The organism is Brevundimonas pishanensis, from assembly GCF_022750635.1.
GTDB classification, from domain to species: Bacteria; Pseudomonadota; Alphaproteobacteria; order Caulobacterales; family Caulobacteraceae; genus Brevundimonas; species Brevundimonas pishanensis.
Window position 1 is genome coordinate 264,712 of sequence record NZ_JAJKBG010000003.1, and the last position, 12,533, is coordinate 277,244.

The 12,533-nt window shown below is 61.6% G+C and carries 11 protein-coding genes; all 11 read left to right on the forward strand.

What is annotated here, in order from left to right; translation table 11 throughout:
- The first annotated feature begins 42 nt into the window (after nt 1-42).
- The 11 genes from LOX95_RS07620 to LOX95_RS07670 all read left to right on the forward strand — a co-directional run bounded on the left by LOX95_RS07620 (nt 43) and on the right by LOX95_RS07670 (nt 12,528).
- Complete coding sequence (locus LOX95_RS07620) at nt 43-1,131, forward strand: Glu/Leu/Phe/Val family dehydrogenase (RefSeq protein ID WP_242913876.1); 1,089 nt, start codon at nt 43-45, stop codon at nt 1,129-1,131.
- Between the two features lie 175 nt (nt 1,132-1,306).
- Nucleotides 1,307-2,953 carry a flagellar basal-body MS-ring/collar protein FliF gene (fliF, locus tag LOX95_RS07625; RefSeq protein WP_242913877.1) on the forward strand — a complete coding sequence of 549 codons (1,647 nt, stop codon included), beginning with the start codon at nt 1,307-1,309 and terminating at the stop codon, nt 2,951-2,953.
- On the forward strand, nt 2,953-3,990 hold the full coding sequence (fliG, locus tag LOX95_RS07630; protein WP_248286912.1) for a flagellar motor switch protein FliG: 1,038 nt from the start codon (nt 2,953-2,955) through the stop codon (nt 3,988-3,990). Before fliF ends, fliG begins: the two co-directional genes overlap by 1 nt.
- A complete protein-coding gene (locus tag LOX95_RS07635) occupies nt 3,990-4,649 on the forward strand; it encodes a FliH/SctL family protein (protein ID WP_242913878.1) in 660 nt (219 codons plus the stop codon). Before fliG ends, LOX95_RS07635 begins: the two co-directional genes overlap by 1 nt.
- Nucleotides 4,649-4,981 (forward strand): flagellar motor switch protein FliN, encoded by a 333-nt coding sequence (fliN, locus tag LOX95_RS07640; RefSeq protein ID WP_242913879.1) that lies wholly within the window; start codon nt 4,649-4,651, stop codon nt 4,979-4,981. The genes LOX95_RS07635 and fliN overlap by 1 nt, the downstream gene beginning before the upstream one ends.
- 35 nt (nt 4,982-5,016) lie before the next feature.
- Nucleotides 5,017-6,426 (forward strand): sigma-54-dependent transcriptional regulator FlbD, encoded by a 1,410-nt coding sequence (gene flbD / locus LOX95_RS07645; protein ID WP_242914071.1) that lies wholly within the window; start codon nt 5,017-5,019, stop codon nt 6,424-6,426.
- 4 nt (nt 6,427-6,430) lie between these two features.
- On the forward strand, nt 6,431-7,303 hold the full coding sequence (gene bla / locus LOX95_RS07650) for a class A beta-lactamase (protein ID WP_242913880.1): 873 nt from the start codon (nt 6,431-6,433) through the stop codon (nt 7,301-7,303).
- Nucleotides 7,304-7,362: 59 nt separating this feature from the next.
- Complete coding sequence (gene flhA, locus LOX95_RS07655) at nt 7,363-9,462, forward strand: flagellar biosynthesis protein FlhA (protein WP_242913881.1); 2,100 nt, start codon at nt 7,363-7,365, stop codon at nt 9,460-9,462.
- 50 nt (nt 9,463-9,512) lie between these two features.
- Nucleotides 9,513-11,033: a sensor histidine kinase gene (locus tag LOX95_RS07660; protein ID WP_242913882.1), complete on the forward strand. Its 1,521-nt coding sequence runs from the start codon at nt 9,513-9,515 to the stop codon at nt 11,031-11,033.
- Between the two features lie 8 nt (nt 11,034-11,041).
- The gene (locus LOX95_RS07665; protein WP_242913883.1) at nt 11,042-11,473 is read left to right on the forward strand and encodes a response regulator; all 432 of its coding nucleotides are present in this window, start codon (nt 11,042-11,044) and stop codon (nt 11,471-11,473) included.
- Nucleotides 11,470-12,528, forward strand: coding sequence for a sensor histidine kinase (locus LOX95_RS07670; protein ID WP_242913884.1), 1,059 nt, complete (start codon nt 11,470-11,472; stop codon nt 12,526-12,528). The genes LOX95_RS07665 and LOX95_RS07670 overlap by 4 nt, the downstream gene beginning before the upstream one ends.
- Nucleotides 12,529-12,533: the final 5 nt, after the last annotated feature.

Sequence of the window (12,533 nt, forward strand, 5' to 3'; positions counted from 1 at the left end):
TGCGCGAAGAATAAAAATACCCCCAGGAAAGGCCAGTACGGCATGACCCTTTTTGATTCTCCCAGTTTCGCGCAGCACGAAGGCGTACACTCGTTCTATGACGAGAAAACCGGGCTGAAAGCTATCGTCGCAGTCCACTCGACCGCTCGCGGTCCGGCTGTTGGCGGTACCCGCATGTGGAACTACGCCACCGCCGCCGAAGCTCTGGAAGACGTGCTGCGCCTGTCGAAGGGCATGAGCTACAAGAACGCCATCGCCGATCTGGAGATGGGCGGCGGCAAGTCCGTCATCATCGGTGACAGCCGCACGCAGAAATCCCCTGAACTGTTCAAGGCCTTTGGCCGCTTCCTGAACGGTCTGGGTGGCAACTACTTCGCGGCTGAAGACGTCGGCACCTCGGTCGAGGACATCGCCGAAGCCCGCAAGGTCACGCCGTACGTTCTTGGCCTGAAGGACGGTCCGGAAGCATCGGGAGACCCGAGCCCGGTGACTGCCGAGGGCGTGTTCCGCTCCAACCTTGTCGTGGCTCGCCGCCTGTTCGGTAAGTCGGACATGACGGGCCTGACGGTTGCCGTTCAGGGTGTCGGCCACGTCGGTGCTTACCTGTGCGAGAAGCTGCATGCTGCCGGTGCAAAGCTGATCATCACCGACGTCAACCAGGACAACCTGAAGGCTGTCGCTGAAAAGACCGGTGCCACCGTGGTCTCGCCGGACGAGATTTACTCGGTAGAGGCTGACATCTATGCGCCGTGCGCATTGGGTGCGACGCTGAACCCGACGACCATCGATCAGCTTAAGGTCAAGGCCATCTGCGGTGCCGCCAACAACCAACTGGCCACGCCAGACATCGGTGACGAACTGCACCGTCGCGGCGTCCTGTATTCGCCGGACTATGTCGTCAACGGCGGCGGCATCATCAACGTGGCCGCAGAAATGAATGCGCGCCAGAACGGCACGGCATTCGATCCGGCATGGGTTGAGACCAAGCTGGCTCGCCTGATCGAAACGTTCGAGGAAATCCTCGTGCGCGCCGAGGCCGAGCAAAAGCCGACCTACCAGATCGCCGACGCTATCGCCGAAGAGCGTATCAAGGCTGCGGCCGAGCAAAAGGCCGCCGCACTGGCTGGCTAAGACGTTACGGCAGCAATGCATTGAAAGGGCGGCTTTCGGGTCGCCCTTTTTTGATTCCTCGAACGCCGTTTACGCAAAGCTTCTTAACCCATCTTAACGTGGCGTTTACCAAACACGCGGCACTTTCTGCCTAGCGGAGCAGTAAAGCTTCGAATGTGTCTGATGGGCGGGGCGCGTGGGCGGCTTTACGGCGGCAATACAAAAGTTCGGGATCGGTCGTCTGGCCGCCGTGCTGGGCGTTTCCGCCGGTGTGGCTGCGGTGCTGGTCGCCATTATGCTGCGTGTGGGCCAGTCGCCCGACGCGCTGCTCTATTCCAATCTCGACCTGCGTGAAGCGGCGGAAATCAGCGCGGCGCTGGACACGGCCGGCATCAAATACTCCGCCAAAGGGGATGGCTCGACCATCTTCGTCAGCCGTGATGACGTGGGCGCGGCCCGCCTGATGCTGGCAGGGCAGGGGCTGGTGACGTCCGGTTCGGTTGGCTACGAAATCTTCGACAACCAGTCGGTACTGGGCCAGACCGAGTTCCAGCAAAACCTGAACGAGCAACGCGCGCTCCAGGGCGAGCTGTCGCGCACCATCATGTCGATGCGCGGCATCAGCTCCGCACGCGTCCACATCACCATGCCGCGCCGTGAACTGTTCCAGTCCGCGGCTATTGATCCGACCGCAGCGGTGGTTGTGGGTCTGTCGGGCCGCGACCTGACGCCGGACCAAATCCGCGCCATCCGCAATGTCGTGGCCTCCTCGGTGCCGAACCTGAAGCCCGACAAAGTTACCGTCACCGATCAGGCCAACCGCACGTTGGCGGCTGGGTCGGAAGACCAAGGCTTCACTTCGGCCACGGCAGAGCAAGCCAAGGCCACGACCGAAGCCCAGATGCAGGCCCGCATCAAGGACATCGTTGAAGGTGTCGTCGGCGCAGGCGCTGCCCGTGTGCAAGTCACCGCCGACATCGACCACACCCGCGCGACCATTCAGGAACAGAAGTTCGATCCGGATGGCCAAGTCGTTCGTTCGTCCTCGACCAATGGTTCGCAATCACGCGACACCACCGGCGTCCCCCTGGGCGGTGTGACGGCAACCAACAACATCCCGGGTGGCGAAGATCCGGCGCAGGCCGACAATGCGTCGACCACGGCCGAGAACACCGAAACCACCAACTACGAAATCTCCAACACCACCACCACAACCGTGCGCGAGCCGGGCGAGGTAAAGCGCCTGTCGGTGTCGGTGGCTGTTGACGGCAAATATACCCCCGCTGCGGACGGCAAAGGTGCGCCCGCCTATGCCCCTCGCACCGCCGAGGAAGTCGAGCAGATTAAGGCACTGGTCGCGGCTGCTGTCGGCATCGACGCCGAGCGCGGCGATAAGATCGAAGTCATCAATGTCCGCTTCAACCGCGACGCCGAAGGTGTTGGTAATGGCGCGGGTGGCGAGGCCGAGGGCCTGATGTCGAAGCTGGCTTTCGACAAGAACGACATCATGCGCGGCATCGAACTGGCGGTGCTGGCGATTACCGCCCTGTTGCTGATCTTCTTCGTCCTGCGTCCCTTGCTCAAGAGCGCCTCTGACAAGCCGTCCAAGGCCTTGGCCGTGGCGGGTGTGACGCCGGTGGAAGAACAACTTGTTGGCGGTACTCTGCCAGCCGGTGAAGGAGCAGCACTGCTCGCTGCGCCGAGCGAAGTCGAGCAGCGCATCGACATCGCCCGCATCGAAGGCCAGGTGAAAGCCTCGTCGATCAAGAAGGTGGCGGACTTCGTCGAAGCCCACCCAGAGGAATCCACCGCGATCCTTCGCGCGTGGATGAATGAAGCCTGATGGCCGCCCGTCTGATCGCAAAAGCGCCGTCCATAGAGGATGCCCGTAAGCTGACGGGACCTGAAAAGGCGGCGGTCGTCCTGCTGTCCCTTGGCGAAGAACACACTGCGCTGTGGGAGCGTCTGGAAGACGACGAGATCAAGGAAGTGTCCCAGGCCATGGCTGGCCTAGGCACCGTCACCGCTGCGGTGGTCGAGGAAATCCTTGTCGAGTTCGTCTCGGGTCTGGGCGGTAACGGAGCCCTGATGGGTTCCTACGAGCAGACCCAGCGTCTGCTGGCGTCCTTTATGCCTGCCGACCGCGTGGATGCCCTCATGGAGGAAATCCGCGGTCCTGCCGGTCGCACCATGTGGGACAAGCTGGGCAATGTGAACGAGGCGGTTCTGGCGAACTACCTCAAGAACGAATACCCGCAGACCGTTGCTGTGGTCCTGTCCAAGGTGAAACCGGAACACGCCTCGCGCGTGCTGACGGCCCTGCCGGAAGACTTCGCTCTCGAGTGCGTCCAGCGCATGCTTCGTATGGAGCCGGTACAGCGCGACATTCTCGACAAGATCGAGCAGACGCTGCGCACCGAGTTCATGTCAAACCTCGCCCGCACGTCCAAGCGCGACAGCCACGAACTGATGGCCGAAATCTTCAACAGCTTCGACCGCCAGACCGAGGCGCGCTTCATCGGTGCGCTGGAAGAGCGCAACCGCGATGCTGCCGAGCGTATCCGCTCGCTGATGTTCGTGTTCGAGGACCTTTCCAAGCTGGATCCCGGTGGTGTGCAGACCCTGTTGCGCGCCGTCGAGAAGGACCAGCTGGGTATGGCCCTGAAGGGGGCCTCCGACGCCCTGCGCGAAATGTTCTTCTCCAACATGTCCGAACGCGCATCCAAGATCATGCGCGAGGACATGGAGTCGATGGGCCCTGTGCGCCTCAAGGACGTCGACGCCGCGCAGATGGCAATGGTGCAGGTCGCCAAGGATCTGGCCGCGCGCGGGGAGATCATGTTGGCCGGTCAAGGCGGCGATGACGAGTTGATCTACTGATGAACACCATCCCCACCAACGCCCGCCCATTTATCTTCGACACCGAGTTCGATGCCGACGGTCGCGTGGTGCAGCCGTCCCACTGGACGCCGCCCAAGCGCAGCTATCTGCCCGCAGAGGTCGAGGCTATGGTCGCTCAGGCTCGTCTGGAAGGCCGCCAACAGGCCCTGACCGAAGTCGAAGCCTTGCGGGCCAATGCCCTGTCCGCTGTAGCCCAGACGGTAGTGGAAGCCGCGGGACACATTGGCGCGATTGTCGACGATCACCGTCGTCAGTCGGCTGAACTGAGCCTGACCTGCGCACGCGCTCTGGCGTCTTCGGCTATGGAGCTTTATCCGCGCCGCCCGCTCGAAGCCGCCATCGAACAACTGGCCGAGGAGATCGACGCGTCGCCGCGATTGGTCATCCGCGCTCGCGACCTCGATGCCGAGGGGCGTCACCAGATCGAGCAACTGTGCCAGCAGGCCGGCTTCTCGGGCCTGGTGGTGTTCCGCGATGACGCGCCCCGTGCCGCAGCCTTCTCGCTAGAATGGACCGATGGTCGCGCAGGCTTTGATCCGGCCGAGGTCGAAGAGCGTCTGCGCCAACGTATTGCCGCTGTCCTGTCGGGCGGCGAACCAGCCCAATCCCCCACCTTCTCTGACGGGAGTGCCTTCTGATGGCTACCGATGATCTGCCTCTGGAAGAGTTCGGTGCTTCCACCGCCATGGCCTTGCCGGACGACGTCGGCGAAAAGACCGCCGTTGATCTGGCCACTGTGTTCGACGTGCCGGTCAACATCTCGGCTGTGCTGGGCAAGGCGAACATGTCTGTCTCGCAACTGCTGAAACTGAACAAGGGGTCGGTGCTGGAGCTGGACCGCAAGGTCGGCGAGGCCATCGATATCTTCGTGAACAACCGTCTGGTCGCACGCGGCGAGGTGGTTCTGGTCGAGGACCGCCTCGGCGTGACCATGACCGAAATCATCAAGACGGACGACAAGGGCGCCTGATAAGCGACCGAATGAAGGATTAGAGGAGCCCGATGATGCGTCTACTGGTAGTGGGCCGCCTGAGCGGTCAGCTGGCAACGGCAGTGAAGATGGCCATGGCCCACGGGGCCAAGGTCAACCACGTCGAGCGCGCCGATCAGGCGACCGAGCAACTGCGTCGCGGGCAGGGTGCAGACCTGCTGATGGTCGATTACCGTATCGACATTGCCTCGCTGATCGCCGCCAACGAAGCCGAGCGCATCCACGTTCCGGTCGTCGCCTGTGGCGTGGACGCCGATGCGCGGGAAGCCGCAGACGCCATCCGTGCGGGCGCGAAAGAGTTCATCCCTCTGCCGCCGGATGCCGAACTGATCGCAGCGGTGCTGTCGGCGGTGGCCGACGATGCCAAGCCGATGATCCTTGCCGATCCGGCGATGAAGGCCGTTGTGCAACTGGCCGATCAGGTCGCAGGCTCCGAGGCCTCCATCCTGATCACCGGTGAGAGCGGCGTCGGTAAGGAGGTGATGGCCCGTCACCTGCACACCCGTTCGCGCCGCGCCGACAAGCCGTTCATCAGCGTCAACTGCGCCGCTATTCCGGATAACCTGCTGGAATCCGAGCTGTTCGGTCACGAGAAGGGCGCGTTCACCGGCGCTGTTGCGCGCCGCATAGGTAAGTTCGAGGAAGCCGACGGCGGCACCCTGCTGCTGGACGAAATCTCCGAAATGGATGTGCGACTGCAAGCCAAGCTGCTGCGCGCCATTCAGGAACGCGTCATTGACCGCGTAGGCGGCAGCAAGCCCGTGCCGGTCAATATCCGCATCATCGCCACGTCAAACCGCGATCTGGCAAAGTCGGTGGCCGAGGGCAGCTTCCGCGAAGACCTTCTGTACCGCCTGAACGTCGTCAATCTGCGTATCCCTTCGCTACGTGAGCGTCCGGGCGACATTGCCGTTCTGGCCGAGCATTTCGTCAAGAAATACGCCGCTGCCAACGGGGTGCCGGTTAAGCCTATGGCTCCTGCGGCCATTCGCGCTGTCACGGCCCATCCGTGGCACGGTAACGTCCGCGAGCTGGAAAACGCCATGCACCGCGCGGTGCTGCTGTCGGTCGGACCTGAGATCGACGTCGATGCCATCCGTCTGCCGGATGGTCGCCCTCTGCTGGGTGGTGCGATGGCGGGTGCGCCTGCGGCTGCCGCCTATGATCCAGGCGTTGCCGGTCAGGCCGCTCAGGTCGCCGATGCGCTCAATCGCAGCTTCGTGGGCCAGACCGTTGCGGAGATGGAAAAGACCCTGATCCTCGACACCTTGAGCCACTGCCTTGGCAACCGCACCCATGCGGCCAACATTCTCGGCATCTCGATCCGCACCCTGCGGAACAAGTTGAACGAGTATGCCGAGCAGGGCACAACTATTCCGGCTCCGCAATCGGGCGTGGCCAATGCCTATGGATCGGCGGGATAGTGGCATGATGCACCGACGCACCATTCTCATCGGAGCCGGTGCGTTGCCGCTGGTCGGTTGCAAGCCTGCCGTAAGCCAGCAGGTGCCCATACCTCGCCTAGATTTTACCGAGCTTGAACAACGCTTTAAGGGCCGTTTGGGACTCGCTTACTGGGCTGGCAATACGACCAACGGATGGCGTTTCGACGAGCGGTTTGTCTATTGCTCGACCTTCAAGATGTATCTGGCCGCCGCCCTTTTCGTGCGTGCCCAACAGGGTCTGGAAGACCTCGAACGTCAGGTTCCGATCACTCAGTCGGATATGATTTCGCACGCCCCGATCACCGGGAAGGCCGTGGGCGGTAGCTTGTCCATTCGGGCTCTGATGAAGGGTACGGTCGAGGAAAGCGATAACCCTGCGGCCAACATCCTATTGCGCGAGATGGGCGGGCTGGAAGCCATGCGCCAGTTCTATCGCGACATCGGTGATACCACGACGACGGTGGACCGCTTCGAGCCCGAGATGAACCGTCTGGACGGCGACAAGGACACGATCCAACCGCTGCAGAGCATGTCCAACATCAAGCGATTGTTCATTTCCGATGACACGCCTCTGAATGCGGCGTCGAAGGCTGAACTGTTGAAATGGATGCGCGACACGCCCACCGGAAAGGACCGGATCAAGGCGGGTCTGCCGGACGGATGGACGGTGGCGCACAAGACCGGAACGGGCGGTTATGGCCCCACGAACGACATCGGGGTGATCACCACCGCGACCGGCCATCCCATGGTGATCGCGATCTATTTCCACGGTTCGCCCGAATCCACCCCCGAAGGACGCGAGCAGGCTATCGCCGAGGCCACACGCGCCGTTGTGATTGCGTCGGGCCCTGTCTGACCATGACCGAATCCTGTCATCAGTGGCGATAATGCAAAGCTGCGTCGTGAACATCCGCCATGGCTGATGCCCCATCCTTCATGAAGGACGGCATGGCTCGCCCCACAGGGCGGGACGCTTTAGGCTGGCTGTTGCGCGGCGAAGTGGGCATGGCGGCCGGTGTGATCGGCATCATCCTGCTGCTGATCCTGCCGGTTCCGGCCTTCATGCTGGACCTGTTGCTGGCCATCTCGCTGGTTTCCAGCGTGCTGATCCTGATGACCGCTGTAATGATGAAGCGGCCGCTGGACTTCGCCATCTTTCCGACGGTTCTGCTGGTCTCTACGCTTTATCGACTTGGCCTGAATATCGCGTCCACGCGACTGATCCTGTCCGGCGGCGACAGCGGTCACGCGGCTGCGGGTGCCATCATCGCGGCCTTCGGCGAACTGATGATGAGCGGCAGCTTCGTCATCGGTCTGATTATCTTTGCCATCCTGCTGGTGGTGAACTTCGTGGTCATCACGAAGGGTGCGACCCGTATCGCCGAAGTGTCGGCCCGCTTCACCCTGGACTCCATGCCGGGCAAGCAGATGGCCATCGACGCCGATCTCTCGGCTGGCATCATCAGCGAGGACCAGGCCAAGATTCGCCGTAAGGAACTGGAGCAGGAATCGACCTTCTTCGGTGCCATGGACGGTGCCTCGAAGTTCGTTCGCGGCGATGCTATCGCCGGCCTGATCATCACCTTCATTAACATCATCGGCGGTATGCTGATCGGTGTGATCCAGCACGGTATGCCGGCAGGTGATGCCGCCAATACCTATGTGCAACTCTCGGTCGGTGACGGTCTGGTCACACAGATTCCGGCGATCATCATCTCGGTCGCCGCGGGCTTCCTCGTCACCAAGGCGGGTGTTGAGGGTGCCGCTGACAAGGCACTGGTTGCGCAGATGGCGACCAACCCAGTTTCGCTGGGCGTGGTGTCGGGCACCTCCGGTCTGATCGCACTTATCCCGGGCATGCCTATCCTGCCGTTCGCGGCGCTGGCGCTAGGCGCGGGGTTTATGGCGTGGCGCCTGGGGCGTAACCGCCTTAAGCCGCCGCCTGTCGAAGTGGTGGAGACCACGCCCAAGTCGGACGTCGAAGAGCCTATCTCGACCGCTCTGACCATTGATGATGTGAAGATCGAACTGGGCTATTCGCTGCTGGCCCTGATCAACGACCTCGAAGGTCGTCGCCTAACCGATCAAATCCGCGCCCTGCGCCGCTCGCTGGCTCAGGAATACGGCTTCGTCATGCCCAGCGTGCGCATCTTGGACAATATGCGCCTGCCCAATCAGGGCTATGGCATCCGCATCAAGGAAATGGACGCCGGCAATGGCGAGGTGCGCCTTGGCATGCTGATGGCCATGGACCCGTCGGGGCGTCAGGTCGAACTGCCGGGCGAGCACACGCGTGAGCCCGCCTTTGGTCTGCCCGCAACGTGGATCGACGAGTCCCTACGCGAAGAGGCCACCTTCCGCGGCTATACGATTGTGGACCCGTCCACAGTGCTGACCACGCACCTGACGGAAATCCTCAAGGAGAACATGGCCGAGCTTCTGTCCTATACCGAGGTGCAGAAGTTGCTGAAGGAACTGCCGTCAGAGACGCAAAAGCTGGTCGAGGAACTCATCCCCTCGGTCGTGACAGTGACAACGCTCCAACGCGTTCTACAGACCTTGCTGCGCGAGCGTGTGTCGATCCGCGACCTTCCGGCGATCCTCGAGGGACTGGCCGAGGCCGCGCCGCACAGCACCAGCGTCACCACGCTGGTCGAGCACGTCCGCACCCGCCTTGCTCGTCAACTGTGCTGGCAGCATCGCGGCGAGGACGGTGCCCTGCCGATCATTACATTGTCGCCGGACTGGGAACAGGCGTTCGGTGATGCCTTGATCGGGCCAGGCGAAGACAAGCAATTGGCCATGGCCCCCAGCCAGCTTCAGGACTTTATCCGTGTGGTTCGTGAAGTGTTCGAACGCGCGGCTATGACCGGCGAAAATCCGGTGCTGTTGACGGGACCGCAAGTGCGCCCCTATGTGCGATCCATCATCGAGCGGTTCCGCGGCCAAACCGTGGTGATGAGCCAGAACGAAGTGCATCCCAAGGCCCGCTTGCGCACGGTGGGAACCGTCTAGCCTCCGTAACGAAGCTGGACAGGCGCGGATTCACGCGAAAAAGTGCGTTTATGAAATCTCGCCCCCGCCTCGAAATCGCTTCTCTAAATTTTATTCGTCAGTCCCAGCCGTTGTACAGGCGGCTCTTGCTGCTGCTGGGCGCGGCCTTTGTGCTGTTGTTGGTGACCAATATCGCCACCTTCTACATGCTGCGTCAGACAGCGGCTTATACGGCGATCGAGAACCACGGCCACCGCACCCAGATTGCGGGCTGGCAATTGGTCAGCCTGTTGACAGATGCCGAGACGGGACAGCGTGGCTTCATGCTGACGGCTAATCCCGCCTATCTGCAAGTCTATAACAATGCGCTCACCCAGATCCCCTCGGTCGTAGAGACGATGGATGAATTGATCGCCGACGACCCCGAGCTTTCGCCGCGTCTGGAGCGGGTCCGCAGCCTGTACGAAGCTCGGCGCACATTGATGATTGATACGGTCAATATGACCCGTCAGGGCCGGATTGGCGAAGCCGTTGGCGCGGTTCGCAGCGGTCACGGCAAGGCCCTGATGGACGCCATGCGACTGGAAGTCGCCGAGATCTCCAATGCCATTGACCGCAGGACGGAGGCGGCCACCAGCGCGGCGACCAGCTCGCGCCAGTACACCACGGCCTTCAGTGTGTTTGCGGGACTGCTCATTGTGGTTCTGGGGATCATCGGTGCGGGGCTTGTACGCCGCCAGATTGGCGACCTGCTCAAGGCCCAGCGGGAGCTGGACCGAGCGAACTCTGGCCTTGAGGCCGAGGTCCGCGAACGTACTTCGGAACTGGTACGGGCCAACGAGGAAATCCAGAGGTTCGCCTATATCGTCAGCCACGATCTGCGCGCGCCTCTCGTCAACGTCATGGGCTATACCTCGGAACTGGAGCGTATCTCCGGCAAGGTCGATGCCCTGATCGCCAAGCTGGAAGTCGAGCATCCAGACACTGTGTCCGAGGATACCGCGCTGGCAATCCGCGAAGACGCACCGGAGGCCATCGGCTTCATCCGCGCCTCGACCAGCAAGATGGATGGGCTGATCAAAGCCATCCTTCAGCTTTCGCGTGACGGTCGACGCGAGCTGACGCCGAATGAGCTGGATATGAACCAGCTTGTGAAGGGGTTGGTGGATGCTGTGGCCCACCCCCTGTCGGCGGGCGATGGCCGTGTGGAGGTCGGGGACTTGCCGAGCATCGTTAACGACCGCATGGCTATCGAGCAGATTTTCGGCAACCTGATCGACAACGCCATCAAATACCGGAAACCGGAACAATCTTTGCTGTTAGCGATTAAGGGTAAGGATTTGAGCGGGCAGGAAGTGGAATTCGAGGTCACAGACAACGGACGTGGTATTGCGCCCAAGGACCATGAACGCGTGTTCGAACTGTTCCGCCGTTCAGGACGTCAGGACCAGCCCGGCGAGGGACTGGGGCTTGCATTCGTACGCAACACTGTGCGCCGCCTCGGCGGCTCAATCACGGTGGAGTCGGACGTGGGCGAAGGCACGACATTCCGTATCCGTCTGCCCCGAACGTTCGCGCCCCGCGCACTGTAAGGATGGATATGAGTAACTCTGTAAAAATCGTGATGATCGAAGATGATCACGGGCATGCAAAGCTGATCGAAAAGAACATTCGTCGCGCCAATATCTCGAATGATATTCTTCACTTCGATAATGGTGAGGACGGGCTGAACTATCTGTTGAGTGATGACGCCCGCCACGACTCATCCATCCTGATCCTGCTGGACCTGAACCTGCCCGACATGTCGGGCGTGGATATCCTGACCAAGGTGAAGGGGGACGAGGTCCTGCGGCGCGCACCGGTCGTTATCCTGACCACCACGGATGACCGGACAGAGATACAACATTGCTATGACCTCGGCTGTAATGTCTACATTACCAAGCCGGTGGATTACGATGCTTTTGCCTCGGCCATTCGCCAGCTTGGTTTGTTCCTATCTGTCATTCAGGCCCCCACCATTAGTGCAGAGTGATTAACCTGTTCAGGCTGCTTTACATTGATGATGATCCCGCGCTTGGGCGACTGATCCAGAAGCAGTTCGAGCGCGAAGGGCACAAGGTGGATCTGGCCTCCGACGGCGACGTCGGATTAACCATGTTGGGCAGCGAAACCTACGACGTTTGCGCCTTGGACCATCACATGCCTGGCCGCGACGGTCTGGAAATTCTGCCCGAAATCCTGCTGCTCGAGAATGCGCCGCCGGTTGTTTATGTGACCGGGGCGCAGGATGGCCGGATTGCCGTTTCGGCCCTGCGTGCGGGTGCCGCAGACTATGTCATCAAGGAAGCGTCCGACGACTTTACGCACCTGCTGATCCGTGCCGTCGAGGACGCTTTGGAACGCCGGCGTCTCGAGCAGAAGTCGCAGGAATCCCAGATCGAAATCCTGCGCGAACGCGACAGGGCAGAGGCCCTGCTGCGCGAAGTGAACCACCGCGTCGGTAACTCGCTGCAACTTGTGACCAGCTTCATCCACCTCCAGCGCCGTCAGGTTACTGACGAGATCGCGCACGACGCGCTGTCCAAGGTGCAGGCCCGTATCGAAGCCGTGGCCCAGGTTCACCGCCGCCTCTACACCTCGGGCGATGTATCGGGTGTCGCTCTGGACGGGTATCTATGCGGCCTTGTCGAGGAGTTGGCCTCGTCCATGTCTTCGGACAAGGGCCCGAAACTGGCCCTGAAGGCGGACCCTGTCTGGGTCTCCACCGATCAGGCCGTAGCGCTCGGCGTTGTCGTGGCCGAACTGGTCACCAATGCGGTCAAATATGCCTATCCGGCAGGCAAGGGCGGCGAGATTCGCGTGCTCGCCAATCAACCGGATGCGGATACCGTCCTGCTGGCGGTCGAAGACGACGGTGCTGGCCTGTCGGGCGATGCGGCGCAGGGGACGGGATTGGGCAGCCAGATAATGGACGCCATGGCGACCGACCTGGGGACGAAGATAACCTATCAGTCCTTGAATCCCGGCACGCGGGCGCAACTTTTGTTTAAGGCCGCGCCTGTTCGCAAATCGCACGACGGCCTGTAGAAGCC

What these genes read in the sequence shown, in the direction of transcription:
- LOX95_RS07660 (WP_242913882.1), top strand. Translation starts at nt 9,513, where the DNA reads ATGAAATCTCGCCCCCGCCTCGAAATCGCTTCTCTAAATTTTATTCGT.
- bla (WP_242913880.1), top strand. Translation starts at nt 6,431, where the DNA reads ATGATGCACCGACGCACCATTCTCATCGGAGCCGGTGCGTTGCCGCTG.
- fliG (WP_248286912.1), top strand. Translation starts at nt 2,953, where the DNA reads ATGGCCGCCCGTCTGATCGCAAAAGCGCCGTCCATAGAGGATGCCCGT.
- LOX95_RS07635 (WP_242913878.1), top strand. Translation starts at nt 3,990, where the DNA reads ATGAACACCATCCCCACCAACGCCCGCCCATTTATCTTCGACACCGAG.
- fliN (WP_242913879.1), top strand. Translation starts at nt 4,649, where the DNA reads ATGGCTACCGATGATCTGCCTCTGGAAGAGTTCGGTGCTTCCACCGCC.
- LOX95_RS07620 (WP_242913876.1), top strand. Translation starts at nt 43, where the DNA reads ATGACCCTTTTTGATTCTCCCAGTTTCGCGCAGCACGAAGGCGTACAC.
- LOX95_RS07665 (WP_242913883.1), top strand. Translation starts at nt 11,042, where the DNA reads ATGAGTAACTCTGTAAAAATCGTGATGATCGAAGATGATCACGGGCAT.
- flbD (WP_242914071.1), top strand. Translation starts at nt 5,017, where the DNA reads ATGCGTCTACTGGTAGTGGGCCGCCTGAGCGGTCAGCTGGCAACGGCA.
- flhA (WP_242913881.1), top strand. Translation starts at nt 7,363, where the DNA reads ATGGCTGATGCCCCATCCTTCATGAAGGACGGCATGGCTCGCCCCACA.